Origin of the sequence: Halocatena marina, assembly GCF_023276375.1 — an archaeon.
Taxonomy (GTDB): Archaea; Halobacteriota; Halobacteria; order Halobacteriales; family Haloarculaceae; genus Halocatena; species Halocatena marina.
This window is the reverse complement of sequence record NZ_JALLPK010000001.1, coordinates 3,294,767-3,321,135: the sequence shown is the minus strand read 5'-3', so window position 1 is coordinate 3,321,135 and position 26,369 is coordinate 3,294,767. Positions and strand designations below refer to the sequence as shown.

Sequence of the window (26,369 nt, the reverse complement as noted above, 5' to 3'; positions counted from 1 at the left end):
TCGTTTTGTTCTACGAATTTCTGAGGGCTGGTCTGACTGATATCGAGCGAGGAGACGGACTCCGTACCTTCACCTTCTGTTAGCGAATACCGGTTCCGACGGTCATCCTCTGGGAAAGCGCGATTCATTGGCTCTCACACGAAAAATCAGCTGCCGTTCGGATTGATCACTCTCATTCCTCGATGAAGGCGGGACGTGAACACCCACTAAATCAGAGCACGGACATCACGACCATGATGACGGTAATGATGATCGAAGCAACGAACAGGAGTGTTCCGAGCATCAAGAGTGAGGTGTGAATGAACTGATATCGGTTCTCGGCCGATCTTCCCGCCGATCGCCGAGAGCTTCGTCGCCGTTCGTCTCTCGGTGGACGATTACCCGACGCACCCATCATATATTTAGTATTGTTCTGCATCCCTAAAATGGTCACGCTGGAATTATTTCACCAAATTTTTTAGAGAATAAACTATAGGACGTCCATTCTGTAAGAATAACGGTGTCGATCTGAATAGGTGAGAGCAGCTAATCAAACGGGCCAACCTGAACTATCACGAAGATACATTTGAATCGGCGACGAATGGCAAAGTGGTCATGAACGCCAGCAGCTCAAGCTACGCAAACGACGTGCTGGTATCGGCCGATTGGGTAGAGGAACGTCTCGATGCGTTCCAGAGCGACGATTCCGACCTTCGATTACTCGAAGTGAACAGTCCTGAGTCCCCTGAGAAAGAGTTTCCATCGCGGTACGATGATGGACACATTCCCGGTGCGATCGGATTCCAGTGGGACGAGGATCTCTCGGATGCGGTTGAGCGCGACATACTCAGCAAGGAATCATTCGAGGAAACGATCGGAAACGCTGGTATCACCGAAGATTCAACTGTCGTCTTTTACGGTGACGGGCATATCGCCAACTGGTTCGCCCTGTTCGCTTACTGGGAGTTCAAGTACTACGGTCACCACGACGCGCGCGTCCTCAATGGTGGGAAGGATTACTGGGTGCACAACAGCTATCCGCTCACCGAAGAGGTTCCTGATTTCACCGCACGAGAATACAACGCTCGGGGTCCGTTCGAAGGGATCCGTGCGTACAAAGGAGACGTAGAACAAGCCATGGAGAGCGGACTCCCGATGGTCGATGTCCGCTCTCCAGAGGAGTTCACGGGTGAAATTCTCGCTCCAGAAGGGCTACAAGAGACGGCACAGCGTGGTGGGCATATCCCTGGTGCAAGCAATATTCCAACTGCATCAGTCCTCAACGACGACGGTACCTTCAAAAGCGCCGACGAACTGCAGCAGCTGTATGCCGAGAACGGAGTTACCGAGGATCAGGCCGTCGTCACGTACTGCCGCGTCGGTGAGCGCTCGTCGATTGCGTGGTTTGTCCTCACCGAACTCCTTGGTTTCAGTGACGTCGAAAACTACGATGGTTCGTGGACCGAGTGGGGGAACACGATTCGCGCACCAATTGAACGAGAGATATGAAGCTGTAACCTGTTCGCATTTCTCGACCAAAATGTCCTTGAACGTGATGTTCTCGCCCCAGAACATCACACCGGCTAATACATTGTATATCAGACATAACTTTGGAATTATATTATTCGAGTAAGTGTGAATGTAGGTGTATGAGTACAATAGATTAGTATGTATTGCTACAGAGAAAGTCCTTAATAATGACTAACACAGCGATGAGTTCATAAAATCGACTATAGTCACATCAGAATAATGGAATAAGGTACCGAATAAAACCGCAGAACTGACCTTTGCCGCAGTAAATAACACTACTCAAACATGATTATCACAACTTCGAATTAGTAGGTTAACAACTATGTACTGGTTTGTTTTTATATTTCGTAAATTGGTGTTGAATTGTCAAATCAAAAGCCATAAAACATATCCCCCAGTCACTATTGAACTGCTAGTAGAAATGACCGCCCGGCGACGAATCTAAGGGAAGTAGATTTCTCAGTCGGGCCTCTTAACTATCATGTCCCGTGATATCATACAATCAACACGTAGGAAATTCCTTGGAAGCATGACACTTGCTGTCTTCGGGGGGCTCGCAGGCTGTTTAGGTGAGGAAAAAGGGAATTCGTCAGATACGACTCCGTCATCGACGACATCCTCGACAGCAACATCAACCGAAGCTTCACCAACAGCCACTTCGACCTCTGTTGTGAAGACAGCTGAACCCACACCGACGTCGCGTCCAACATCGAAACCAACATCGAAACCAACGCAATCGAAACCGCTCTCACCGCCGTTCGTGAAAGGAAAAGGAAAGACAAAGTACGGAATTGACCTGTCTGGAGCACCAGTGATGGGGAAGAATTCGAATGCGCCGGTTCACATCTACTACTGGTCGGACTACCAATGTTCGTACTGCAAACAGTTCGAACTCGGCAAACACGGAGCCCTGCCAAAACTCGTTCGAAACGAAATCGCCAATGGAACGGTCAATATTGCCTTTCTCCAATATCCGAATTACGGCGACCACTCATGGACTGCCGGAGTGATGGCCAAATGTATCTGGCGAAAGTTAAAGGATAAAAATCTTGACCTATTCTGGAAGTGGCACCACACTGTATTTGACCATCAAGAACTAGATGGTGGAGAGTGGTCCTCGCGGAAGAATCTCCTGAAATACGCCCGTAAGATTAAGGGGATTGACGCGCGTGCAGTTGACCAGTGCATGCGAACAAACCGCAAGCAACTTGAAAGTGATCTTAAAAAAGAGCGAAAACGCGGCAAGAAGGAGGGATTTGCCAACACCCCAGGATTCGTGCTGTATCATCCCAAAACGGATCGACAGCAAATCTTCAAAGGCGCACAGCCATACACCAGCTTCCAAAAACAAATTCAGGCATTTCTGAATCAGTAACAAAACACATCAATGAGTAGTTATTTCAGCGTATTCAAACGAACCGGCACGGATCGTCTCGAACGATTCGGCGAAGATTTACTCGCAGCACTCCTCTATCCGTTTCAGTCTGCACTGCGAGCGCTCCTTGCGGTGATATTGGGTGCACTTACGTTCGTTGTGCTCATCTTGGCCTCACAATCCATGGGCGTCCTACAGATGTTCATGAGATCGCCCGAAATCGTGGTCACCTCTGCGTACGTCGAAGACATGTTCTTGATCAACTTTGAGACCACCATCGCCCACTACGGGTGGATGCCAATCGTGATGAACGCTCTGTACGCGGTGCTGACTGGGATTGCACTGACGAATATGGTCGCACAACTCCGGATGCTACAGATGGGTAGTCTGGCAAATATTGGTGGAATTCTTCCGGGCTTGTTCGCTGCTGGCTGTGCGAGTTGTGGTCCTGGTCTCTTTGCGCTCTTTGGATTCACTGGTGCCATCGCATTTATTCCGTTTCAGGGGACTGTGCTCCGTCTTGGTGGACTTGGCATGTTTCTCTTTTTCCTTGGGCTATCCGGTGATCCCCGCGAATGCCGCATTGATTGAATTGCAGTAAATACGATCTGTTGTGATTTTGCTATTACACCATGATCGGAGGGATTTGCTGGTCTGAGTCTCGACCCGTACCGAAACTTGAGCCGATTTGATGAGTGTCGGTATCAATCCCCCCGTGAAACCGTTTGCAACGATGTATAATCGCCACATGACTGTTATTTAAGAACCACCAAATAATTCACAACCGCAAGAGAACGACAGAATATCTATGGTGGCGAGATCAGAGGACGCTATCCGCCAGCAACAATGCGAACTATATTGTTGAGGTCGGTTTCAGTTCGTATCATAATCTGACAGAATATATCAATAGTATGGTTGAGTGATATGGGCCAGCTAGCACCCGCATAATTATGAGGACCGGTGCATTTGGTTCAGATGTCTATATGCAGCCCCCATCGACTCGTCGTAAATTTATCGCAACGCTCGGAGCCGCCGGAACGATGTCGCTCGCCGGGTGCTCATCAATCATGGGCGGCGACAGCTCGTCTCCCGGCACTTCGACAGCAACGAACGGTACTGGCACCAGTGCTGGTTCCCAAACTAAATCATCAGGTACTGAAAACAATAAGAATACAGATAAAAAATCAAACGAAGACAAGAAGGCCCCCGGAACATCGGTCGACGACTTCGAAGGCGATGTCGGTTCTCGCTGGGGCATCAGCTTCGGCAGGTTCAAAGTAGCGAAACAAGACTCATTTCAAGGAAAGCAGTCACTCGCTCTGGAACCGAAGAAGAACGCAAAACAGCCTGTCGCCAAGATCTTCAAGTCGTTTTATCCGAAGGCACTCGATCTCAGCAAACACGATCTCTCGCTCGCGGTGAAGGTGAACAAACCGAAGGATATCAAGATCTCTGCAGAAGTCATCGCCCCCGCGAAAAGCTCTATGCTCACGGCGACTCGCTACATTCCGCTCGAACTGGACGGGTGGGTTCGCTTCGATCTTGGGTACACGGGTGTCAAAGGACAACCCGCTATGGACAGCGTCTCGCAGGTGAATATTCAAATCGGGCCGCTGACTGATCAGAATGACTTTCAGGTGCTGATCGACGATCTCCGCAAGATTCCCAAACCCAAAAAGGGTAAGGTGATGTTCCAGTTCGACGACGCTCACATCTCTGCTTACAATAAAGCCTATCCGATTCTGAAAGAGAATGGATGGCCCGGTGCGGTCGGAATCATCCCCGATGCCATCAATTCAGAAGATCGGATGACTGATCAAATGATGAAAGAGATGGGCAAAGCGAGCTGGGACATGATGGGCCATGCAGGTCAGCTCCTCCCGAATCTGAAAGAACAGGAGCAGCGCCGAGTTCTTCAGAACGTCAAACGATACCTTGACGTGAAGGGGTTCAAGAAAGGTGCACGCCACTTTGTCGCCCCGAATAGTCGTGTGAACTCGACGACACTCTCTCTCATCGACGAACTCTATGAGACGGGCTATCTGTTCGGCGCCTGCCCCAACAACGCACAGCACCCGAGCAACCCGAGTTTCATCTCACGTGTGCAGGGTCCATCCGTCCGAGGTGCTCGGCGAGCAGTTGATGTTGCCGAGAAGACCAACCAGCTAGTCGTTATCTCCTATCACATTATTGGTGATGGTGGCACACCAGAGAATCAGTTCAGAGAGGTCGTTGACCACGTCAAAAAGAAAGATGTGGACGTTATCACACCGTCTCAACTCATCGATAGCAAGAATTGGTAATTCGTGATGTGGATCATCTCTGAAGACCAACTACCACTGCATTGTTCGTGGTGTGTATCGTGAATCTACTATTCCGAGATCGCATACTCTCTGTGTTCTCTGAGCAGCTAAAGCAGTAGCACGAAAACGACCGTCTGTTTTTTTCCTGCCCAGTATTTGACCGGTGTCATCGAATACCATGCCTGCGGAAAGACTAATATAATTGCGATTATACGAAATGATACACCGCGTGCAGGTGAGATGAATGCTGACTACACTTTCCACCAACCGGACGCTCGCTGAAGCCATCAGCAGTACATCCGGCACTTCCGGCAATCGCTCTCTTCGAGATGGCGCTTGTCCGGCGGGATATGGAAAGCGTGGGTCGGCCTTCGCTCATCTGCATTCCCTGCCCGAATCCGTGGTCGCCGCGTAAGGCGTTCGCGTTGTCGGGTCCGCTCCTCATTCCAGTTTGGTTATATTTGTACTACATCCATTGAGGGCGGAGCCGTGACACCAACGGTCGGTGCAGGGCTTGAGTGATTTGTTCTGTCATCGACCGCCGACTACGCGGACCACGTGTTTCGATCACGCAGAGACGATTCAACCGACACTCCCGTGGTGTATGAGGAAAGCACGCGGCTTCGTGGCCGAAGACCGAGTTCGAGGCTCGGCGGGAACGTATGACAATGCATGACCCACTCACCGTGGTCAGGGCGAGCACTGAAATCACCCTCTGGGTTCCCCGTGGTGCAGCAGGTGATCTCGCTGCCGGTGCGATGGACGTACTCGCGGATGCTACCCCCATCGCTTCGGTCGAACAGCTCGACGTGGTTGGTTTCCGGCCCACTGCAACCGATATCCGCGTTGATCTCGTGGTCAACGTGTGCGTCCACACTGTCGAAACAGACGCCACGTCCGTCGAAACTGCACTTACCGACGGCTTCGGAATCATCACGGCCGACGTGGCCAACGTCGAACAATGACATGTCAGAACAATTGAGACTGTCGAATTTCGCTGTTTTATTTTATTTTGACTCCGGTTAGTACTCTCATTTGTACACGGTGGGGTGGGACGAATGTGCGTTTATCTCGCACATTCGGCACACATTCTTCAATTGATACGGAGTATCCGTTCCTGTATGAGTTCAGACATTCACACAGAAGCACAGGTTTCGAGTGATATCAGCACCCGCGGCTGGGAAGCTGGCGCTGTTGGTGGTCTCGTCGGTGGCGTTCTCATGGGTGCGATGATTTGGATGATGAAGAGCGCGATTCTCAATGGTGCAATTCCTGGTCTCTACGGATTCGAAGGTGGTACTATCGGATGGGTAGCGCACTTGTTTCATAGTGTCGTCCTCGGTCTTCTCTTCGTGGTGATCGTTCAGCTACCGATGCTATCGCAATACTCCGATACCGTGTGGACAAGTGCCGCTCTTGGCATCGTGTACGGAGCTGCACTCTGGGTCGTTGCCGCTGGATTCGTGATGCCATTCTGGTTACAGTCTGTCGGGTTCGCGCAAGCACCTCCGTTCCCGAACTTGGCGTTGCCGGGGAGTCTTGTTCCCCACATCGTATACGGTGGGCTCCTCGGGGCAGTGTACCCACTACTCGACAGTTCAGGGTAATCTCGGTCGGTGATTGAAACTCTTGAATTTCGTTGATCGATAGCCGCCGTTATATTCTCCGCAAGAGCACCTCGGATATGCACGTTATCGCCCATGGTGGAGCTGGTGGCTCTGTGGACGAACCGAACGAGCGACAAGCCGTCCTCGATACAGCTGTCTCCGCTGGTAGACGAGAAGAAACGCCAGTAGATGCCGTCATCGAGACGGTTCGGCAACTGGAGTCGTCCCCACGATTCAACGCTGGCGTCGGTGGTGCGATCCAATCCGATGGCATCGTGCGGACCGACGCCGGATTGATGACCGACGATCGGGAAGCGGGTGCGGCCTGCTCGATGCCCGGCGTCGAACACGCGTGTGAAGTCGCACGCGTTGTTATGGAGTCGACCCCGCATGTTCTCATCGCGGGCGAGCGTGCCGTCGCGCTCGCGGACGATTTCGGTATCGAGACCGGATGTGATCTCCAGAGCGAACGCACCCGGCAACGATGGGCCGATCTCGACACGCTCGAAACCGATACTCCCCGTGCCCAACTGGAGTGGATACAAGACAAGTTCGGCGGAGCGGACACCGTCGGCGCGGTTGCCTCCGACGGTGATCAGATCGCAACCTGCACTTCGACTGGAGGGCGTTGGTGTGCGCTCGCAGGCCGTGTGGGTGACGTTCCACAGATTGGTTCTGGGTTCTACTGCACACACGCGGGCGGAGCAAGCGCAACCGGTGCGGGCGAAGATATCGCTCGCGTGACGCTCTCACGACGTGCTGTCGATCATCTCGAACTCGGGCGTGATCCACAGGATGCAGCCGATCTTGCCCTTGAGGAATTCGAAGAGCTCACTGGAGGACTCGCCGGTATCATCGTCATGAACCGCGATGGCATTACTGGTAGCGCGTTCAACACAGAAGCAATGCAGACGAGCAAGACTGAGTGATATCCTCCGGAAGAGAGCACAACGCATTTCTTCCAATCGAACGGATGAAGAATATGAGCGACGCCAATCTCACGACCGAAAAATACGAGAAACACCGCGAGGCAGGCCGCATTCTCGCAGAGGTACGCGATGCAACCACAGAGCGTGTCGAAGTTGGAGCGAGCCACCTCGACGTAGCCGAGTGGGCAGAGAACAAAATACGGGAGCTGGGAGGAGAGCCGGCGTTTCCTGTCAACATCAGTATCGACCACGAGGCAGCGCACGCAACCCCATCGATCGACGACGACAGCACGTTCGGCGAAGAGATGATTAACCTCGACATTGGGGTTCACATTGATGGCTGGCTTGCTGACACCGCGATCACTGTCGATCTCTCTGGTAATCCGGAACTGAAAGAAGCACCCGAGGAAGCACTCGATGCGGCGCTCGAAACGATCGAACCTGGCGTGCACACCGGAATGATCGGTGCTGAAATCGAGGACGTAATCGATGGATACGGCTTCAACCCGGTCGTAAACCTCACTGGCCACGGACTCGGTCATTGGAAACAACACGTCCCACCGAACATCCCTAACCGGGCTGTTGACTCTGGTGTTGAACTTGAAGTCGGCGATGTTGTCGCTGTTGAGCCGTTCGCCACCGACGGCAGCGGAAAAGTCAATGAAGGAGCGTCCGAGGAGATTTTCGGACTCGACCGCGAGCGCTCGGTGCGAAACCGACAGGCGAGACAAGCACTCGATCAGATCACAGAGTCCTACAAAACGCTCCCGTTTGCCACCCGCTGGCTCGATGTAAACCGTGCAGAAATGGCGCTCCGACGACTCAAGCAGGCGAACGTCGTCCACGGATATCCTGTTCTTCAAGAGGAGGAAGGAACGCTCGTCAGCCAGAAGGAACACACGGTTATCGTTACCAGCGATGGTTGTGAAGTAACGACACAGTCAATTGATTAATATAAACAATCGGAGTTAAAATACGTAATTCAGTTTATAATTCGGGGTCGCAGTGCCACAACCGTTCAGGACGTGAGTCACACGAGAAACAGCGAGAGGAGTGACTCTGCCCCCAGAAACCAGAGAGCACCAGCGATGATTGCTGCAATGAGGACGACTTTGAACGCCATGTTCAACAGGAATCGGCCAATGAGTAGGATGATTCCAACGACGACTAGTGTGCCAAGAATGCCGGGGACGGTGAATGCCTGAGCTGCGATCAGTCCGTGCATGCGTACGGACATAACGCCATCCCAGTTAAATCATTCTGATAGAAAGTGTGGTTTCATCGGGGATAAAACGTCAATCGGCGTTTAATTCAACTATCGATTATCTGATTAAACCCCCGATAGTTTCCACTCGAATAATCTCCTCCTCGATCGATTTTACGTCGGAATATTCACTTTCACTCCGGTCTAAGTACCGTTATGGACGATTGCAAAGAGGCTAGAACACGTGCAACTGAATAGGCGTAATGCCGCATGTGAACATGATTTCATGTATCTTGCGAGCCGTAGCGTTGAAATGACCAGCAATCGGACTGGCCAGTCATCGATGACACAAAGACAAAACGACCACCCAGTCGCAGCACAATCACCTTGGAGATCAGTATGAGCCAGCCAGAGCACTCTGCGGACGAGATTACCCTTCCAATCAAACGAACCGAAGAAGAGTTGCTCGAAGACCGGATGACCGACAATGCGTATCAAAATATTCTCCCCGCCCGTTACCTGCGCAAGGACGCCACCGGGTCCCTTGTCGAATCCCAGGACGACCTGTTCGAGCGGGTTGCAAAGAACATCGCTCTCGCCGAAGCAGTGTTCGAAGCAGAGCGGCGTGATGTTGCGGTCACCGTCCGCCCTGAGCAACTGAAACCAGATCATCCACGCCGCGACGAACTTGCTAGTGAGGTGTTTGGAGCAGGGACCTCTGTGGACGATGACAGAGAGGCCACACTCTCGGTCCACACTGTCAACAAGTTCGCCTTCGAAACTGTCGTCCCCGACCTTCCCGATGAAATTCGTGACCACGTCGAACAGGTCGCCACAGAGTTTCAGGCGTTAATGGAGCACCTCTCGTTCATTCCGAACTCTCCGACAATAATGAACGCTGGCGACGAACTCCAGCAGTTGTCGGCTTGTTTCGTTATGTCTCCGGATGATGATTTGACGAATATCCACGAAACAGCGAAAAATGCTGCAGAGGTCTTCCAGAGCGGCGGTGGGTGCGGATACGCTTTCTGGCAGCTTCGGCCCTACGGCGACCCGGTCGGTTCAACTGGTGGAATCGCATCCGGCCCGATCACGTTCATGCGAACGTACGATCAGCTCTGTGAGACGATCGCCCAAGGGGGAACTCGACGCGGCGCGCAGATGGGTGTCATGCGCGTCTCTCACCCGGACGTGATCGAGTTCATTCACTCGAAAAACAAGGACGTCTCCTTGGCTCACTGTCTTCGCCTGAACGATCCGGACGACTACACATACACTTCCTTTGGCGATGCTCTCGAAGAGGCACGCGGTCTCATCGATGACGATGGCCGTGTTCCAAAGCATCTCCGCAACGCTGTCGAAGGGCACCTTTCGAACTTCAATATTTCTGTCGGCGTTACCGACGGCTTCATGGAGGCACTGTACGCGGGTGAGGAGTTCACGTTCACCAATCCACGCACAGGTGATCCACACATCGCTACCGCCGAGACGAAGGAAATGTACGGCCGGTACGATCTCGAAGATCACATTGAAATCGGAGAACCACTCACGATTCCCGCCGAGATTATCTGGGAGCGTATCATCGAAGGAGCACACGAGAACGGTGAACCGGGCGTGATCTATCTCGAACGGGTGAACAAGGAACACTCGTTCGATGTCGAGGAACACCCTGATCATGAAATTCTGGCAACAAACCCCTGCGGTGAACAACCGTTGGAGGAGTACGAGGCCTGTAACCTCGGACACATCAATCTCTCTACCCTTGCTGCGTTCGATGCGCCCGATTGGCGGGTGTGGTCCGGCGAACACGAAGACGAATACGACTCCCGAGAGGATGCAATCGAGGCCTACCTCGAAGAAGCCATCGACATGGAAGCGTTCGACCGCCGCATCGAACTCGGGACGCGTTTCCTCGAAAACGTCGTCACGATGTCTGACTTCCCGGTTCGAGAAATCGAACAGAAGGTCCGGGACATGCGAAAGATCGGTCTCGGGATCATGGGTCTGGCACAGCTGTACATCCAGCTTGGTATCCGCTACGGTTCTGACGTGGGCAACGAGGTAGCCCGCCAGATCATGGTGCATATCAACCACCAGTCGAAGTGGGCCTCACACGAACTCGCGCTCGAACGAGGAAACTTCAACGACTGGTCGGACTCGAAGTACGCCGCTCCAACTGAGTACCGCGAATGGTTCGAGCACCAAACGGGACTCTCTGCGGATGAGTGGGACGAGGGCTTCTCGGTCAGAAACCACAACACAGTGACGATTGCACCGACAGGCACCACTTCGATGCTCGGAAACACGACGGGTGGCTGTGAGCCGATCTACAACGTCGCCTACTACAAGAACGTCTCCGACGACGTGCAGGGCGATGAGATGCTCGTCGAGTTCGACGATTACTTCCTCCGGGTGCTGGAGGCGAACGATATCGACGTCAAAGTCGTCAAGGACGAAGCGAAAGAGCAGATGGCGAAAAACGAATTTGATGGAGTCGCTTCGCTCTCGACAGTTCCAGATGCCATCAGTGAACTGTTCGTCGTCACGTCCGATATAACAGCAAAAGAGCACGCTGCTGTCCAGTGTGCCTGTCAACACGGTGTTGATTCCTCCATTTCAAAGACGGTCAACGCGCCGAACGACTCCACAATGGAGGACGCAAGGGAGGTATTCGAGTACATCTACAACCATGGCGGGAAAGGAGTCACGTATTACCGCGATGGAACGCGCTCGAAGCAGGTGCTGACGACTCGCGCCGAGAACGCCGACTTCACCGACGAAAGCGAGGCGGCAACAGCCATCGTCGAACGGATACATGAGGTGTTCGGTGACGTTGAGTCGTTCCTCGGAAACGAAGCAGTCCAAGCCGACCTCGAAATGGATATCGAGAACGTGGTGAAAGGCCGGACTGGCGGTGCGTACGCACGAGAGCGACCACGTCCAGACGTGCTGTACGGCGTAACACAGCGCATTGATACTGGCTACGGGAAGATGTACGTCAATATCAACGAGGACGAGCACAACGAGCCATTCGAACTCTTTGCGACGATCGGGAACTCTGGTGGCTTCACAGCTTCGTTCACTGAAGGGTTGGCAAAAACCATCAGCTACGCGCTGCGTTCCGGCGTCGATCCATACGAAATCGCCGAAGATCTTCAGGGTATCCGGAGTCCGAAGGTCGCGTGGGATAAGGGCGAACAGATCAACTCCATCCCTGATGCGATCGGTGTCGCAATGCGACGGTATCTCGATGATGAGATCAACAGACCGTATCCACAACAACAGAACCTCACCGAGGTCGCAGAAGTCGATGTGGATGTCGAAAGGGATGACGCGCCAGAAATTGAGGACAGTGACGGCGATAATGAGGACACCGACGAGGAAGCGGATGCGCAATCACTCATCGACGCCGGAGAAAGCCCAGAATGTCCAGACTGTGGGTCAATGACGCTGTACTTCAGCGAAGGCTGCAAGACCTGCGAAAGCTGTGGCTGGTCCGAGTGTTGATTGAGAAGCGACCGAATCGGACAGAGTAAGCTGCGAGCTCGGAATGGTTGATTCGAATTGAAATCCAATCCAGCAGCAATCGAAATGCTCGATCGTCTTCGACCCGTACGACTCGTATGACCGAAGGGGGACGACCGTGTCCGCTCTGTGCAGAACCGATGATTCACCGTCACTGCAAATACGTCTGTCCACAGCACGGAGTCGTGTACGACTGCTCGGACACGTTTTGGTGACCACGGGTACTCTCAACCATCTCGCTGTGTGATGATCGAATTTTTGAGTAGACACCTCGTGGATACCAACCATTATTCGTTCGTGGGTAGTACGGGGCTGCGTGAGCGACGATCCGATCGAGCTTGGCGTGCAGTTACTCGAACGGCTCGAACACGCCGAACTATCCTTAGCAGAAACCATCGATCGGTTAGAGACCATCACGACTCACCCCGCTACGACGCGAGCTATTCTCGAAACAGCTCAAGCACGCGGTATCATCGAACGCGATGGGGCAACGGTCAAACCCGTTGGTGGAAGATTTCTTCAATTTCAGAGTGAAGTCATCACGAAGGACGGTGATTTCACGTGCCGACGGTGTGGATCGCAGCTTTCAACCGGCTACTTCATGCGATTGGAGGCTGGAGAACACGGCCCGTTCGGTTCGACCTGTATCCGGAAGGTGACCGGACGAGAATAGAGCCCACCGAACGACATGAGAAGGTTAATGAGTGGGTGTGTGATACGAGGAAATGAGCCCGGGTGGCTTAGCTGGACATAGCGCCGCACTCATAGGGTCACGAGACCGTGCGGTACCAAACGCATCCCTGAGGCTATGCCGACGCCTCGTACCTGGGATATGCGGAGATCGTGGGTTCGGAGCCCACCCCGGGCACTTATTATCATATTGTATCACATCGTAGTGATATCGTAACGCCTGTGGAGATGACTGACGACAGGAGCTCAGAACCGGTTTTATGAACTGATCCCCTCCGAAGTCTTAAAAGTAAACACGCGCTATTGCTACACCATGACAGTCATTGTCCACGATGATGATATCCGATCCGGCGATCCTCGCATTCAGGGGACCCGGATTACGGTTTTTGACGTCAAGCAGCGCGTCATTGACAATGGCGAGGACCCCCATATCGTCGCTGGTGAATATGATATATCAATGACGAATCTTTTCTACGCCCTTGCTTACTACTACGAGCACCGCGCTGCCCTCTCTGAACGTGAACGTGAGATCGATGTTGCTCGCCGAGAAGGTAAACAACAGACATGGGAGATCCTCGAACGAGCTGAGAACGGTGCTGCAGAAACCGGCAGACGGGCCGATTGACGGCCCATGAAGATTCTTGCTGATACAAACGTACCGGAAGAATATGTCTCTGCACTTCGTGGTGATGGCCACGATGTGGCAACGCTCGGTCCAGAAGCCACCGACGACGCAATCACCAACTACGCTGAATACGAAGATTACGCTATCCTCTCAACCGATGTAAAATATTTCGGAAGTCGTGAAGCTAAGGTCCCTGTGTTCGTCGCTCCACAGTCCATGTCTGGAGGCGACGTTCGTGCAGCGATCGCCCGTATCGAAGCCATCCCATTTGATCCCACACAGACCGATCCTCTCTGGCTATCTGTCGTCTAACATTTTAGAAGAAGTATATTGTCTAGTACTGCCATGACCAAAGATATTTCCCGCTACCCGCCCGCCTGCTGGCATGCAGATCACCGGTGTCAGCCAGTATCACCTCAATCACGAGATCGGAGAATCGTTTCGTCCGACGTGGATTCCGGGCTACCCACAGACCACCCACGAAGTCGAGTTGTTCGAGATCGAGACGGATGCTGGGATAACGGGAATCGCCGCCAGCCCGAGTTTTGCGGGTGGAATCGACTACGAGAATGCGCTGTCGTATTTCCTGCTCGGTGAAGATCCCCACAACGTCGATGGGATCCTTCGAAAACTCGAAAGCGTCAATCTCATCGGACCGCGGCCGTGGCACATAGAGCACGCGCTGTGGGACATCATCGGCAAAGACGCGGGTAAACCCGTTTACGAGCTTTTGGGCGCAGAGCAGCGCGAGATTCCAGTCTACGCCAGTACGGGCGCGGTGATCGACGCAGACGAACGTATCGCATCCATTGAAGAGCGCATTAGTGAGGGATTTGAAGCAGTAAAGCTGCGGGTCACATGCCCCGAACACATCGACGTTGTTCGGGAAGTGCGCGAGGCGTTTCCGGAGCTAACCCTGATGGTCGATGCGAACAAGGGGTGGGCCGTCCGCGTCATGGAACACGAAGCGCGATGGACATTTTCTGAAGCGCTAGCGTTCGCTCGGGAGTTAGAAGAGATTGGCAACGTTGCGTGGCTCGAAGAACCTCTCCCGCGTCACGATTTCGAGGGCTATGCCCGACTCCGCGAAGCGACCGATGTTCCGATCGCTGGAGGCGAGTTCAACAACGGTCACTGGCAGCTCCGAGAATTCCTCGCGCACGGATCGCTCGATATCCTCCAACCCGACGCCGCGCTCGCGACGGGCATCAAGCGAGCCACCGACACAGCCGCGATGGCCCGCCAACACGGCGTTGAGTTCGTTCCGCATACGTGGACGAACGGTCTCGGCTTCGTCGCCAATCTCCACGTAATGACCGCCGCCCAAAGTGCGTGGTGTGAGTTCTCGATCGACCCCCCGTGGACACCAGATGTGCGTGATTTTCTCCTCACAGAAACGATCGATCACGACGACGGCGTCATTACTGCACCCGACGACCCCGGACTCGGTGTCGAACTCGATCGGACATTGCTCCCAAAATAAGGCTAAATCGTCCGATATCCCCGTCTACTGATGTCGAATGTGTGTGTCTGTCATGACCCGACCGAAGAAGTGTTCTGTCTTCGGCTCGTCGTTTCGAGTAATGGAAGCGTCCGTCACAGATCCGCTGGACACAGAGCGCATACGAGAGGACTTCCCGATCCTCGAACGAGAAATCAACGGCTCACAGCTCGTGTATCTCGACAACGCCGCGACCAGCCAAACTCCAGAGCAGGTCATCGACACCATCACCGAGTACTATCGAACGTATAACTCGAACGTCGAGCGTGGCATCCATCAGCTGAGCCAAGAGGCCTCGATTGCCTACGAGGACGCCCACGATCGCGTTGCAGAGTTCATCGGCGCGTCGGATGGTGAAGAGATCATCTTCACGAAGAATACGACTGAGGCCGTGAATCTCGTGGCCTACGCGTGGGGGTTAGCCGAACTTGGTCCTGGCGATGAGATTGTCACGACCGAGATGGAACACCACGCCTCGCTGGTCACGTGGCAGCAGATCGGAAAACGAACTGGTGCCGAGGTGAAGTACATCCGTATCGACGAGAACGGCTATCTCGATATGGATCACGCGCGCGAGCTGATCACCGATGATACGAAGATGGTGAGTGCTGTTCACGTCTCGAACACGCTCGGGACCGTTACCCCGATCTCAGAACTCGCCGACATCGCACACGATCACGGTGCGTACCTGTTCGTCGATGGCGCACAGTCTGCCCCGAATCGACCAGTCGATGTCACGGAGATTGACGCCGACTTCTTTGCCTTCTCCGGACACAAGATGTGTGGTCCGACAGGTGTCGGCGTCCTCTACGGCAAGCATGCGATCCTCGAAGAGATGCAGCCATACCTCTACGGTGGGATGATGATTCGGAAGGTCACCTACGAGGACTCGACGTGGGAAGAACTACCGTTGAAATTCGAGGCTGGCACCCCGGTCATCTCGCAAGGCATCGCACTCGCTGCGGCGTGTGACTATCTCGATGAGATTGGCATGGAACGCATCCAACGCCACGAAGAAGCACTAGCCGAATACGCCTACGAGGAGCTCACCGCAGCCGATGATGTCACAGTGTACGGGCCACCGGGAGCAGATCGAAGCGGGCTGGTTTCGTTCAACCTCGATTCAGTCCACGCACACGACCTTTCGAGCATCCTCAACGACTACGCAGTTGCCATTCGTGCTGGTGACCACTGCACCCAACCACTCCACGACAAACTCGGAATTGCCGCCTCTGCGCGAGCATCGTTCTATCTCTACAACACCCGTGAAGAGATCGACAAACTCATCGAAGGAGTCGACGCTGCGCGGTCGATCTTTAGCTGAGGCGCCACGCTATCTCTGATTTTGAGTCACAATCGATCTCTGCTGCTCGTTCAGGCTTGCCGTTTCCATCATCGAGGTGTGTGAACGGGCACCATCCGAGAGGGCGCGATACGCTTTTCTGGCACAACATCCTATCGACGACAACAATGGGACTGGGCTCCGACATGTATCGCCAGCAGATTCTCGATCACTACAAGAACCCCCGTAACTACGGGAAGCTCGAGGATCCCACCTTCTCACACACTGGCGAGAATCCGACCTGTGGCGACACCATCCGGATGGACGTACAACTCGCAGACGACGAGACGATCGAGTACGTTGCCTTTTCGGGTGAAGGTTGTGCGATCAGTCAAGCCAGCGCCTCGCTGCTGACTGAAAAACTCCAAGGACTCACACTCGATGAACTTCAGGAACTGGACCGTGACGATGTGGTCGATATGCTTGGAGTCGAAATTAGTCCGATGCGGATCAAATGTGCTGTCCTCGCTGAGAAAGTCGCACAGGACGGGGCAAAAATCTACAACGACGATATCGAACTCGACACAACAAAAACTGAATAGCAGTATTGTTTTTCATATAAATTAACAAATCGTCAGTCAATAGCTGTACGTATCGATATGTCTGCGTCGTCGATAGGCCACAAAGCCTATACGACCGGCAAAGGGCGTTTTGACCAATGATAGGCAGACATCATATTGTATCAATGAGTGACATGTTATGAGTAAATCGAGTAGTTATCGGCGTAAATAGTCTCTTTATTGAAATCAAAGATAACAATTCATATGAAATCTTCATCTATGAAGCGGCGAACGTTTGCTCTCTTGCTCACGACAGGTCTTGCAGGGTGTGGTGCTCTGAGTAATGAAGGGAGCTCAGCGACGAAGCAGACGAGTGTACAAACAAACGGGAGAACAGCAACAACGACGACGCAGACAGCGACACCGACGAAACAACCGACCACGGCATCGTCTGGGAATCAGACGACGACGTCAGGCACTCAAACGCCAGACGAATCGATGGTTGAGGTTGGTGGCGTGTCGGTTCATCGCCAGCAGTTTTCGCTTCAGGAGGTTCCGTTTGAGGAGCGGCCAACGATATTTGTTAATCGTTGGATGGAGCCGTACTGCCGGATCGACGCATCGAAGGCGGACACACTTCCCAACCTTCGGATGGCGACGGTCGATGGTGAGCGGGGCCACATGCCAGTTCGAACTTCACGATCGATAATGAAACTCTTGTTCTGCTATCGGGAATTCGAACGGGAGCCCTATCTCGATAAAGCAACGGAGATCTCACAGGCATATATGGACATCGCCGACCGGAGCGATGGCGCGCTGTACTTCCCGTATACGCTGAAAAAGGGCGGCGCTGGTGTAACGCTGAAGCCGCCGTGGTACTCGGCGTTGTCGCAAGGAACGTCGCTTTCTGCCTATCTCAGACTCCACGAAGCGACCGGAAACGAGAAATACCGTCGTATTGCTGATAGCATCTACGAAAGTTTCAAACAGCTCAAGCGTTCGACAGATGGACCGTGGGTTGCGATGGTCGATGACGATAATTATCTTTGGTTCGAGGAGTATCCACACGACCCACCGACGCACGTACTCAACGGATATCTCACTGGACTTTGGGGCCTGTACGAGTACTGGCTGTTGACGAAATCTGACGAGAGTAGAGCTCTCGTGGAGGCAGCGACCACCACTGTCAAACACTATCTCGAACAGTACCGAGTTCCTGGTGAGGTGAGTTGGTACGCACTCAATCAGGGGTATCGTGGTAATGCGTTCTACCACGCGATGCACATCCTTCAGTTACGAAAGCTCCACCGAATCACGGGTGATTCGTACTTCAAGAAGATGTCACAGACGTTCGATACCGACCATCCCGAAACAGAGGGGATTCGAAAGTAAGCAACAGAGCGTGAGTATCGTTTGTTTACTCCGGTTTGAGTCCTGCTCCTTCTACGCGCATGACAGCCTCACCGTCTGGGAGATTTGGTGCGTCGACTAGTTTGACAATGCGCTTGTTTGCCTTTGACTTGCGGAGGTAGACACGGAAGGTGGATTTGTGACCGAGGATGTTCCCGCCGATCGGTTTCGTCGGATCACCGAAGAAGGCATCAGGATTCGACTGCACCTGATTCGTCACGATCACGGCGGCGTTGTAGAGGTTCCCGACCCGGTCGAGGTCGTGAAGATGTTGGTTGAGCTTCTGCTGGCGGTTAGCAAGTTCACCACGCCCGATGTACTCTGCCCTGAAGTGTGCCGTGAGCGAATCGACACACACCAACCGAACGGGGTACTCGCTATCTTCGTGCTCGCTTGCGATCTCCTTGGTCTTCTCTGCAAGCAGGATCTGATGGTTCGAATTGAACGCCTTTGCAACGTGAATGTGATCGAGGAACGACTGGACGAGTTCTTTGAGCGCGTCTTCGTCGTTCGGACCGCCTTCGATCTCTCGGTCCTCCATCGCAGCAGCGATTGCTTCATCGTCCAGCCCCCGAATCATCTCGTCGATGCGCTCGGGGCGGAACGTGTCTTCAGAGTCAACAAAGACCGCGCTGCCACCCAGTCCACCCACTTCCGGTGGAAGCTGGACGTTCACAGAAAGCTGGTGGGTGATCTGTGACTTGCCAGCTCCGAACTCGCCGTACACTTCGGAGATCGATTGTGTCTCGACACCGCCGCCGAGCATCTCGTCCACTTCCGGTACGCGTGTCTCTAGCTTCCCGATTCGCTCACGCCGTTGAAGCACTGTCGCACCCGTCTCGAACCCGCCGATATCCGCTTCCTCGCGCGCGGCTTGAATGATGTCGTGAGCAGTGCTCTCGCCAACATCAGCGGTGTTCGACAGCTCAGACGGGCTGGCGACCGCGATTCCCTGAAACGAATCGAAACCGTTGTCCTGCAATTTCTCTGCTGTAGCCGGCCCGACACCCGGGAGATTCTCTAAATCAACTGCCATGGCTATCGGTTGCACTCCATCGCATATAAAAACTCGTTAACACCTAAGTGAAAGTGAAACCGTGAGAAGGATCGTGAATGTGATCATGAGACATGATGGTTAGAATGAATATCGAGGTCTGCATTCGCGGCTCGTGAGTGGCGCCTTTGAGACGAAGGTGAAAGGAACATCGCACTCGGAAATGCCTTAGAAGAGTGTGTTCCTGACGACCGTGAGTTCAACGAGAGCGCCACACACGCTGATATGCTCGTGGGTATGAGTCAGAACTCGTCTATCGAAGTAGATGGTACTGTTGTCCAGCGAGACGGAGTGTTCCGATTCGAAGAGACGTTCGGCGAATAAAGCTTAACAGACGCACAGTTCGCGTCTGAATTACGTCTGCATCGCAGATGCGCTACTCGCTTACTCCCACGGATCACCGTTTCCATCGGGCCAGAGCGGGTACCAGTACTCCTTTTCGTCTTCGACTTCGAGTTCGCCGTCAAGAACGCTTTCGAGCTTGAATTCTGCGCTCGAATCGCGTTCGTTCCTCGGTTGCGGGGCGAACGGGTAGTACGCTCCCCGCCGGAACGAGTAGACCCAGTATGCGGTTTGGTCTGTCTTTTCGAAGGCAAACAGGGCAGCGAGCAGTCGGCTTCCGAATCCTTCCTCGATGAACGTGTCCGCAGCGAAGTGGAGGCTCGTGATGAGATCTTCGAAGTCGGGATCTTCGAGAACGACCCATTGATAGCCGTGTGAGTCCGTGTTGACCCTCGCTTCGGTTCCGGTCTCTTCTTTCCCTGCTTCGAGTATGCGTTCGACCTCCCGCTGTGCTGACTCGAAAGCCGTGCTGTCGACGTTCGAAAAGCAGAGCGCTGCTTCACCGGTTGGTCGATAGCCAAGCTCAGCTTCCATCGTCATGTAAGCCGTGCTCATTCCGAACAGATCATCGGGATCGGCAGCGCGTGTCGCGTCCGTCTCGGCACTGAGGCCAAGCGCCTGCCGAAGCGAATCCATGATGCCCATATGCCACCATGGAGACAGTGGGGCTTGCGATTTTCTATCATCTAGTGCATTTCCAGCTGTTCAAAATCCATCCCGAACCGCGGTCGGGACGAGAGATAGTACTGTCTCTCTAGAATGTACACACCGAATGTATGATTCATCGATCGATAACTGACCGATCGGGAATCTCTGATTGTCGTTTGGGTCGCTTCGAGACGAGTCGTTCGAGCAGCGACAGCTCCGACGGATTCGGTTTATCAACTTCGTCGTACTCAACGACGACCGTCCCGTTCTCGGCAGTGATTCGAAAGTAGCTCAGTCTGAACGATGGGTGAAAGACTGTCGGCAGAAGACCGAGCCGAGCGGATGTCGGGGTGAATCGCTTGAGCCACGTCCCTGTGTTGATGACTGCCCGATCGTCGACCCGACGGAACGATACCTGATGGGTGTGCCCGTAGATGAACGCAGCGACGGTGGGATGTTCTCTGAACACCGCTTGTGCGCGATCGAGATAGGGATCAGCGTGGTCTGGAGTAGCGAGAAGACCGAACCGACTGAGCGTCGTCCGGATGTCACGGACGTACACGTACAGTGGGACCGCAACGATGGCCAGCAGCGTAACGATCGCAAGGTTGACCGCGATGACTGTATCGATGAGGGATCCGACGATACCGAGCTGTCCCAATACATCGTGAACAACGAGTATTGGTGTCGACCAGATCCCCGTCATGTCGATGAGAATCAGGAACAGGTACAGTATGCTCACGTTGAACATGAGCAGAAAGGGGAGTGCAGCGTAGCGCAGCATCGGGTTCATCTCTCTGTAGAAGTAGTTCGAGATGAGCCACTCGGGAATCAGCTCCATCGGCGTCACTGACTGGATGTCCTTGAGCCAGTTGTATCGGCCACGGCCGGATAACTGGCCGGCCTTGCTCGTGAAGTGACGATTCACGAAGTATCCGAGCGGATTTGCGTATGGATTGCCGAAATCCGGACACCGGTTGTTCTTGTCCTCTTGCATCCCGTGTTCGATCCAGAGCTCCTGCTCACCAACGGATCGTCTGATGACGACGTCCTGTTCGAGCGTAACGTTCCACGCGGCGAGCCGGTCGACGTACTCGTCGTGAGCCGCCAGTTCGTAATCGTGATTGCCGGGAATGATCGTGATCGGGAGCTCAGCACCCGTTGCCCGAAGTTGCTCGAATAGCTCCGGGTAACGTTCGAGAAGCGCATCAAACTTCGCCATCCCGTCGAGTTCAGTGAACTCCCAGAGACCGAATGTATCACCGTTGATGATCAACTCGGCGTCTTCGTCGACCGTTTCGAGGTGCTGAAGAAAGTCGAGTAACTCCGCCTCGAACTGAATCTCACGGAGTTGCTCGTCGCCACCGATGTGCAGGTCGCTGATGAAGTAGTACGTCGTCATCGAACTATCGTATCCGGCGGAATCTGTATGAAAAAAGTCCGCCGTCTCAGTAATAGGTGTACTGACCGTCTTCGTGCCAACTGTTTAGGCAGGCATTCTACGAATTACGCGGATCATCTCACCCACTTGAAGGGTATGAGCCAACGAACAGTGAGCTACTCAATCGGACGCTTTCAACTCACGCGAACTGCATTTCCCGTTCCATCTCGCGGAGTCGTTCGACTCGCTGTTCCGTACTGGGATGGGTGCTGAACAGACGTCCAACGACGCCACTTTTGATCGGGATGATGTAGAATGCGCTCATCTCGGACTGCTCGCGGAGGTCCCTTTCGGGAACCTTGTCCATCCGTCCCGAGATCTTCATGAGTGCCGAGGCGAGCGCGCTCGGGTTACCCGTGATGACGGCTCCACCACGATCGGCAGCGTACTCGCGGTAGCGCGAAAGCGCCCGGAGCAAGAAAAACGAGACGATCCAGGCGATGAGTGACCCAACAATAGCGACGAGGGCACCACCACCTTGCTCGTCATCGCCACCGGCGAACAACCAGCCCCAGCGGACGACGAAGAGCGCGATCGTTGCGATGAACGAAGCGAGCGTCATCACCATCACGTCTCGATTCTTGACGTGTGCGAGTTCGTGCGCCAGCACACCCTCCAGCTCCTCTTTTGTCAATGTGTTCATGATGCCCGTCGTCACGCAGACAGTCGAGCTATCCTGCGAGCGACCAGTTGCGAACGCGTTCGGAACGCGAGAGTCCGAAACCGCGACCGTCGGCTTGGGAAGGTCAGCCTGCTGAGAGAGCCGAGCGACCGCCGCGTGAAGTTCGGGATACTCCTCCTCGCTCACTTCGTGTGCACCCATGCTGTAGAGCGCGAGCTTATCACTGAAGAAGAGCTGACCAATCAAGAACGGGATCACGATGAGGATGGTTAATGGACCAATGTACCTTAGCAGCACCCCAATGAACACGATGTAGACGGCGAACAATAGGAACATCGTGAGCAGCATCCGCCCACGCAGTCCCCAGTCCGATTTCCACTGCATACCCTGACTACGCGGTCAGAAACATATAGATTCACCGCTGTGTGTGCTGCTATCACGCGAGTGATACGAGATATCTACTCCTATCGAATCTGTCCGTCAGTACCCGACTGCGTTCCCATCTTTTCGCGGTTCGGTCGCCGCAGAGAGTGTTCCGTGGTTATTTCGGGCGATTTGTGCCCCACCGAACATGATCGGTGAGAGGATAGAGAGGTCGTGACCGCGCCGAACGAGACCGTGTTGGATGCGTTCTGGAATGCGTGTTTCGACGGCCAGCCGTCCGTTCTCGCGGTAGCGCCAGCGTGGCGCGTCAAGCGCCGCTTGTAAGGAATGGTCGTAGTCGACGAGATTGGAGACAACCTGTACGTGTCCCTGTGGCTGCATATACCCACCCATCACTCCGAATGCGGCCCAATCGTCGGGACCGAATTCGAGAAGTCCCGGAATGAGCGTGTGGAACGGACGCTTTTCGGGTTCGAGGCGATTCGGATGTTCGGGATTGAGCGAGAACGAGCTTCCTCGATTCTGGAGTGCAATGCCAGTATCACCAGCGACGAGACCACTGCCGAAGCCAGCGAAACGAGAGTTGATATAGGAAACGACGTTGCCAGCGTTGTCGGCGACACACAAGAGAACCGTGTCCGCGTCTTCTGCGTGCGCATCGGGAACACCGAATGTGAACTCTCCAGCTTTCTCACCGACTTGTTGTGCCCGCTTGCGCCCGTACGCGGTTGAGGCGAGCGGTGGGATCTCCTCGTACGCGGGATCGGTGATGTAGCGGTGTCCGTCGTGGAACGCGAGTTTCGTCGCTTCGGCGAACCGGTGAACGCGCTCAGCACTCGTATACTCACAGTCGCCTGCGCCGAGTTCTTCTGCAATGGTGAGCGCTTCGAGGGCGATCAGTCCTTGATTGTTCGGTGGGAGTTCGTACACCTCAACTCCGTTGTACGACGCACTCACCGGTGTGAGGAGCTCAGGTTCGAAGGCAGCGAGGTCATCCATCGTGAGAAATCCACCCGCATCCTGCACTTCGGTAACGATTGCGTCGGCGATCGGACCTTCGTAGACGGCGTCTGCACCCCTTTCGGCGATCGTTTGCAGCGAGGATCCCAGTTCAGGAAGTGTCACTGTCTCGCCAGCTCGCGGTGCGCGCTTCCCGCCGACGAGATACGCCGAGCGAGCGTTAGCACGCTCGAACAGCGTTTCAGCGTGCGTCCACGCGCTCGCAATGACTTCACTCACAGGATAGCCGTCGATAGCGGACTGAATGGCTGGCTGGAGGACTTCGGCAAATGACCGCCGACCGAATCGTTCGACTGTCAACTCCCATCCGCGGGCTGTTCCCGGGACTGTCACCGTGTGCGGGCCACGTTCGGGCATCGTCGCCTCCTCTGGAGCGACACCCCGCTCGTTCCCGAGCGCTTCTCGTACGCGCTCACGAGTCGCCCCAGCTGGTGCACCACCACACGATCGCATTCCACCAACCGAGCCATCGGCAGTCCGGTACAGCATGAACACATCACCCCCGAGCCCCGTACTCGTGGGCTCGACGACGTTCAACATGGCAGCTGTCGCAACGGCTGCATCGAACGCATTGCCACCTTCTCGAAGCACACGAAGTCCTGCGCTCGCTGCGAGTGGCTGACTCGTCGTGACGACCCCGTTGTGAGCGTATACTGTCGATCGGCGCGATCCAAATTGATCGATGTCAGAATCCATACTCGATCCATATCACGACCAGACATAGTTCCACCGCCCTCCACAACTGGCTCAACAGCGCCATCTGCTGTACCGGTGTGAATGAAAACACACGCTTGTACGATAGAAGATTGGACAACACTCGAAGGGAAAACGAGTGATCATTCGGTGATCCGAATACATCACTCGAATATAACGCGCCCGGCCCGGTCTCGCCCTGCCATCTCAGGCAGGCAACGAGACCATCTGTAACGAAACAGAGGGACTACATGACCGTTTCGACTGCCGTATCGAATAGACAGACGGCGCTGGGATCGAACGTTCGATCAGTATGGACAAAGCAGAGTAAGATCGATATATCGATCGTTGATCATCTCACTCTCATAGCGGTCTTCACTGGGGCTGTACGTCCCATCAACTCGGAGAACGAGTAGGTGTCAGTCAGAACTTGTTACTGATACTACACTATTCTCGAAAATCGGCGAGTGATGGGTTTAAAAACGATGGCACATTACCGTCGGCAATGAGTTCTGGCGAATTCTGTCCCCGTTGTGGCGACTCGGTTGAGCCACGTGAGGAGCCGCTCCCCGGAAATCCGAGCGGTCGTCGGTCACGGCTCTGTAATGGGTGTTTCTTCGCCGATTTTGACCTCGTGGACGCCCCTGATGAGTTTACTGTCCGCATCTGTGCTCGCTGTGGTGCTGTCAAGCGCGGTGAACAGTGGGTCGATGTGGGCGCAGAGGACTATACAGACATCGCCATCGAAGAGACCACGGAAACGCTCGGTATTCACGTCGATGCCCACGATGTGCAGTGGATGGTCGAACCGGAACAGATCGATCAAAACACCGTCGTGATGCACTGTTTTTTCTCAGGAATCGTCCGCGAGACGCCGATCGAAGCCGACCACGACGTTCGTGTTCGATTCTCACGCGAAACGTGTACCCGCTGTTCGCGCATTGCGGGTGATTACTACGCGAGCACGGTGCAGATTCGGGGCGAAGACCGCAGTCCGACAGACGAGGAAACCACTCGTGCGATCGAAATTGCTCGCGAATTCGTTGCAGAGCGTGAGGCGACTGGCGACCGTAACGCCTTCATCAGCGAGATCGACGAAGGGACCGAAGGAGCCGACATTCGCCTCTCGACGACCCGACTGGGGCGTGGTATTGCTGATCGCATCCAGCGAGAGTTCGGTGGTCGGGTAACAGACTCACGGACGCTCATCACGGAAGATGAGGACGGAAACGAGGTGTATCGAGTCACCTACGCCGTCCGACTGCCGCCGTATCCCGCTGGAACGATTATCCACCCTGAGGACGACGATCCAGTGCTCGTCCGAAGCGTTCACGGGAATCTCAAGGGAGACCGCCTCACGACTGGAGAACGATACGAGGCCGCATCTGAGGACGGTATCGCCCCCGACGCACGCCGTCTCGGCCACGTTGATGACGCAGAAGAGACGACACTCGTTGCAGTCGAAGACGACAACGCTGTTCAGGTCCTCGATCCCGAAACCTACGAATCGAAAACCATCGCTCGTCCGTCCTACCTCGACCCCGATGCAGAGACTGTAGCAGTTCTGAAACACCGAACAGGACTGCACGTGCTGCCAGACGACGCGGTCGAACGCTGATCGAAAGCGACAACACTAACAGATATA

26 protein-coding genes and 1 tRNA gene are annotated in these 26,369 nt (G+C 54.2%); 19 read left to right on the top strand and 8 right to left on the bottom strand.

The window, feature by feature from the left end:
• Positions 1-211: 211 nt before the first annotated feature.
• Positions 212-397, bottom strand: coding sequence for a hypothetical protein (locus MW898_RS15725; RefSeq protein WP_248908713.1), 186 nt, complete (start codon positions 395-397; stop codon positions 212-214).
• Between the two features lie 197 nt (positions 398-594).
• On the opposite strand from MW898_RS15725, the gene MW898_RS15720 reads away from it, so the two are divergent.
• The 4 genes from MW898_RS15720 (at position 595) to MW898_RS15705 (ending at position 5,187) form a co-directional block, all read left to right on the top strand.
• On the top strand, positions 595-1,488 hold the full coding sequence (locus tag MW898_RS15720; protein ID WP_248908712.1) for a sulfurtransferase: 894 nt from the start codon (positions 595-597) through the stop codon (positions 1,486-1,488).
• Between the two features lie 550 nt (positions 1,489-2,038).
• Positions 2,039-2,884 (top strand): DsbA family protein, encoded by an 846-nt coding sequence (locus MW898_RS15715; protein WP_248908711.1) that lies wholly within the window; start codon positions 2,039-2,041, stop codon positions 2,882-2,884.
• A gap of 12 nt (positions 2,885-2,896) precedes the next feature.
• On the top strand, positions 2,897-3,475 hold the full coding sequence (locus MW898_RS15710) for a hypothetical protein (RefSeq protein ID WP_248908710.1): 579 nt from the start codon (positions 2,897-2,899) through the stop codon (positions 3,473-3,475).
• A 392-nt stretch (positions 3,476-3,867) separates the two neighbouring features.
• Positions 3,868-5,187, top strand: coding sequence for a polysaccharide deacetylase family protein (locus MW898_RS15705; RefSeq protein ID WP_248908709.1), 1,320 nt, complete (start codon positions 3,868-3,870; stop codon positions 5,185-5,187).
• Positions 5,188-5,395: 208 nt separating this feature from the next.
• Here the strand turns inward: MW898_RS15705 and MW898_RS15700 are convergent, their stop codons facing one another.
• On the bottom strand, positions 5,396-5,632 hold the full coding sequence (locus tag MW898_RS15700; protein WP_248908708.1) for a hypothetical protein: 237 nt from the start codon (positions 5,630-5,632) through the stop codon (positions 5,396-5,398).
• 217 nt (positions 5,633-5,849) lie between these two features.
• On the opposite strand from MW898_RS15700, the gene MW898_RS15695 reads away from it, so the two are divergent.
• The 4 genes from MW898_RS15695 to map all read left to right on the top strand — a co-directional run bounded on the left by MW898_RS15695 (position 5,850) and on the right by map (position 8,676).
• Entirely contained in the window at positions 5,850-6,152 is a 303-nt protein-coding gene (locus tag MW898_RS15695; RefSeq protein ID WP_248908707.1) for a hypothetical protein, read from the top strand.
• A gap of 156 nt (positions 6,153-6,308) precedes the next feature.
• On the top strand, positions 6,309-6,794 hold the full coding sequence (locus MW898_RS15690) for a histidine kinase (protein WP_248908706.1): 486 nt from the start codon (positions 6,309-6,311) through the stop codon (positions 6,792-6,794).
• Between the two features lie 77 nt (positions 6,795-6,871).
• On the top strand, positions 6,872-7,723 hold the full coding sequence (locus tag MW898_RS15685; protein ID WP_248908705.1) for an isoaspartyl peptidase/L-asparaginase: 852 nt from the start codon (positions 6,872-6,874) through the stop codon (positions 7,721-7,723).
• Positions 7,724-7,776: 53 nt separating this feature from the next.
• Entirely contained in the window at positions 7,777-8,676 is a 900-nt protein-coding gene (gene map, locus MW898_RS15680) for a type II methionyl aminopeptidase (RefSeq protein WP_248908704.1), read from the top strand.
• A gap of 77 nt (positions 8,677-8,753) precedes the next feature.
• On the opposite strand, the gene MW898_RS15675 is transcribed toward map, so the two are convergent.
• Positions 8,754-8,948 (bottom strand): DUF8029 family protein, encoded by a 195-nt coding sequence (locus MW898_RS15675; RefSeq protein ID WP_248908703.1) that lies wholly within the window; start codon positions 8,946-8,948, stop codon positions 8,754-8,756.
• Positions 8,949-9,326: 378 nt separating this feature from the next.
• Between MW898_RS15675 and MW898_RS15670 the strand changes: the two genes are divergently transcribed.
• The 10 genes from MW898_RS15670 (at position 9,327) to MW898_RS15630 (ending at position 18,502) form a co-directional block, all read left to right on the top strand.
• Positions 9,327-12,434 carry an adenosylcobalamin-dependent ribonucleoside-diphosphate reductase gene (locus MW898_RS15670; protein WP_248908702.1) on the top strand — a complete coding sequence of 1,036 codons (3,108 nt, stop codon included), beginning with the start codon at positions 9,327-9,329 and terminating at the stop codon, positions 12,432-12,434.
• 116 nt (positions 12,435-12,550) lie between these two features.
• Complete coding sequence (locus MW898_RS25915) at positions 12,551-12,667, top strand: HVO_2523 family zinc finger protein (protein ID WP_303647254.1); 117 nt, start codon at positions 12,551-12,553, stop codon at positions 12,665-12,667.
• 101 nt (positions 12,668-12,768) lie between these two features.
• Positions 12,769-13,125, top strand: coding sequence for a DUF5830 family protein (locus MW898_RS15665; RefSeq protein ID WP_248908701.1), 357 nt, complete (start codon positions 12,769-12,771; stop codon positions 13,123-13,125).
• 56 nt (positions 13,126-13,181) lie between these two features.
• Positions 13,182-13,320, top strand: a tRNA-Met gene (locus tag MW898_RS15660).
• Positions 13,321-13,455: 135 nt separating this feature from the next.
• Entirely contained in the window at positions 13,456-13,767 is a 312-nt protein-coding gene (locus MW898_RS15655) for a DUF433 domain-containing protein (RefSeq protein WP_248908700.1), read from the top strand.
• A 6-nt stretch (positions 13,768-13,773) separates the two neighbouring features.
• Positions 13,774-14,079 (top strand): DUF5615 family PIN-like protein, encoded by a 306-nt coding sequence (locus MW898_RS15650; RefSeq protein ID WP_248908699.1) that lies wholly within the window; start codon positions 13,774-13,776, stop codon positions 14,077-14,079.
• 73 nt (positions 14,080-14,152) lie between these two features.
• Complete coding sequence (locus MW898_RS15645; RefSeq protein ID WP_248908698.1) at positions 14,153-15,250, top strand: mandelate racemase/muconate lactonizing enzyme family protein; 1,098 nt, start codon at positions 14,153-14,155, stop codon at positions 15,248-15,250.
• Between the two features lie 100 nt (positions 15,251-15,350).
• On the top strand, positions 15,351-16,592 hold the full coding sequence (locus MW898_RS15640) for an aminotransferase class V-fold PLP-dependent enzyme (protein WP_248908697.1): 1,242 nt from the start codon (positions 15,351-15,353) through the stop codon (positions 16,590-16,592).
• A gap of 146 nt (positions 16,593-16,738) precedes the next feature.
• A complete protein-coding gene (sufU, locus tag MW898_RS15635) occupies positions 16,739-17,152 on the top strand; it encodes a Fe-S cluster assembly sulfur transfer protein SufU (protein ID WP_248908696.1) in 414 nt (137 codons plus the stop codon).
• A gap of 237 nt (positions 17,153-17,389) precedes the next feature.
• Positions 17,390-18,502, top strand: coding sequence for a D-glucuronyl C5-epimerase family protein (locus tag MW898_RS15630; protein ID WP_248908695.1), 1,113 nt, complete (start codon positions 17,390-17,392; stop codon positions 18,500-18,502).
• A gap of 25 nt (positions 18,503-18,527) precedes the next feature.
• Here the strand turns inward: MW898_RS15630 and radA are convergent, their stop codons facing one another.
• From radA to MW898_RS15605, 5 genes are all read right to left on the bottom strand, one after another.
• On the bottom strand, positions 18,528-19,556 hold the full coding sequence (gene radA, locus MW898_RS15625; protein ID WP_248908694.1) for a DNA repair and recombination protein RadA: 1,029 nt from the start codon (positions 19,554-19,556) through the stop codon (positions 18,528-18,530).
• A 402-nt stretch (positions 19,557-19,958) separates the two neighbouring features.
• The gene (pspAB, locus tag MW898_RS15620; protein WP_248908693.1) at positions 19,959-20,561 is read right to left on the bottom strand and encodes a PspA-associated protein PspAB; all 603 of its coding nucleotides are present in this window, start codon (positions 20,559-20,561) and stop codon (positions 19,959-19,961) included.
• A gap of 136 nt (positions 20,562-20,697) precedes the next feature.
• Complete coding sequence (locus MW898_RS15615; protein WP_248908692.1) at positions 20,698-21,966, bottom strand: metallophosphoesterase; 1,269 nt, start codon at positions 21,964-21,966, stop codon at positions 20,698-20,700.
• A gap of 178 nt (positions 21,967-22,144) precedes the next feature.
• Positions 22,145-23,011, bottom strand: coding sequence for a zinc metalloprotease HtpX (gene htpX / locus MW898_RS15610; protein ID WP_248908691.1), 867 nt, complete (start codon positions 23,009-23,011; stop codon positions 22,145-22,147).
• Between the two features lie 96 nt (positions 23,012-23,107).
• A complete protein-coding gene (locus MW898_RS15605) occupies positions 23,108-24,727 on the bottom strand; it encodes a gamma-glutamyltransferase family protein (RefSeq protein ID WP_248908690.1) in 1,620 nt (539 codons plus the stop codon).
• A gap of 502 nt (positions 24,728-25,229) precedes the next feature.
• On the opposite strand from MW898_RS15605, the gene MW898_RS15600 reads away from it, so the two are divergent.
• On the top strand, positions 25,230-26,342 hold the full coding sequence (locus MW898_RS15600; RefSeq protein ID WP_248908689.1) for a 60S ribosomal export protein NMD3: 1,113 nt from the start codon (positions 25,230-25,232) through the stop codon (positions 26,340-26,342).
• Positions 26,343-26,369 lie beyond the last annotated feature (27 nt).

Coding starts and splice junctions, on each gene's coding strand:
- MW898_RS15725 (WP_248908713.1), bottom strand. CDS start 397: ATGATGGGTGCGTCGGGTAATCGTCCACCGAGAGACGAACGGCGACGA.
- MW898_RS15720 (WP_248908712.1), top strand. CDS start 595: ATGAACGCCAGCAGCTCAAGCTACGCAAACGACGTGCTGGTATCGGCC.
- MW898_RS15715 (WP_248908711.1), top strand. CDS start 2,039: ATGACACTTGCTGTCTTCGGGGGGCTCGCAGGCTGTTTAGGTGAGGAA.
- MW898_RS15710 (WP_248908710.1), top strand. CDS start 2,897: ATGAGTAGTTATTTCAGCGTATTCAAACGAACCGGCACGGATCGTCTC.
- MW898_RS15705 (WP_248908709.1), top strand. CDS start 3,868: ATGCAGCCCCCATCGACTCGTCGTAAATTTATCGCAACGCTCGGAGCC.
- MW898_RS15700 (WP_248908708.1), bottom strand. CDS start 5,632: ATGAGGAGCGGACCCGACAACGCGAACGCCTTACGCGGCGACCACGGA.
- MW898_RS15695 (WP_248908707.1), top strand. CDS start 5,850: ATGACAATGCATGACCCACTCACCGTGGTCAGGGCGAGCACTGAAATC.
- MW898_RS15690 (WP_248908706.1), top strand. CDS start 6,309: ATGAGTTCAGACATTCACACAGAAGCACAGGTTTCGAGTGATATCAGC.
- MW898_RS15685 (WP_248908705.1), top strand. CDS start 6,872: ATGCACGTTATCGCCCATGGTGGAGCTGGTGGCTCTGTGGACGAACCG.
- map (WP_248908704.1), top strand. CDS start 7,777: ATGAGCGACGCCAATCTCACGACCGAAAAATACGAGAAACACCGCGAG.
- MW898_RS15675 (WP_248908703.1), bottom strand. CDS start 8,948: ATGCACGGACTGATCGCAGCTCAGGCATTCACCGTCCCCGGCATTCTT.
- MW898_RS15670 (WP_248908702.1), top strand. CDS start 9,327: ATGAGCCAGCCAGAGCACTCTGCGGACGAGATTACCCTTCCAATCAAA.
- MW898_RS25915 (WP_303647254.1), top strand. CDS start 12,551: ATGACCGAAGGGGGACGACCGTGTCCGCTCTGTGCAGAACCGATGATT.
- MW898_RS15655 (WP_248908700.1), top strand. CDS start 13,456: ATGACAGTCATTGTCCACGATGATGATATCCGATCCGGCGATCCTCGC.
- MW898_RS15650 (WP_248908699.1), top strand. CDS start 13,774: ATGAAGATTCTTGCTGATACAAACGTACCGGAAGAATATGTCTCTGCA.
- MW898_RS15645 (WP_248908698.1), top strand. CDS start 14,153: ATGCAGATCACCGGTGTCAGCCAGTATCACCTCAATCACGAGATCGGA.
- MW898_RS15640 (WP_248908697.1), top strand. CDS start 15,351: ATGGAAGCGTCCGTCACAGATCCGCTGGACACAGAGCGCATACGAGAG.
- sufU (WP_248908696.1), top strand. CDS start 16,739: ATGGGACTGGGCTCCGACATGTATCGCCAGCAGATTCTCGATCACTAC.
- MW898_RS15630 (WP_248908695.1), top strand. CDS start 17,390: ATGAAGCGGCGAACGTTTGCTCTCTTGCTCACGACAGGTCTTGCAGGG.
- radA (WP_248908694.1), bottom strand. CDS start 19,556: ATGGCAGTTGATTTAGAGAATCTCCCGGGTGTCGGGCCGGCTACAGCA.
- pspAB (WP_248908693.1), bottom strand. CDS start 20,561: ATGGGCATCATGGATTCGCTTCGGCAGGCGCTTGGCCTCAGTGCCGAG.
- MW898_RS15615 (WP_248908692.1), bottom strand. CDS start 21,966: ATGACGACGTACTACTTCATCAGCGACCTGCACATCGGTGGCGACGAG.
- htpX (WP_248908691.1), bottom strand. CDS start 23,011: ATGCAGTGGAAATCGGACTGGGGACTGCGTGGGCGGATGCTGCTCACG.
- MW898_RS15605 (WP_248908690.1), bottom strand. CDS start 24,727: ATGGATTCTGACATCGATCAATTTGGATCGCGCCGATCGACAGTATAC.
- MW898_RS15600 (WP_248908689.1), top strand. CDS start 25,230: ATGAGTTCTGGCGAATTCTGTCCCCGTTGTGGCGACTCGGTTGAGCCA.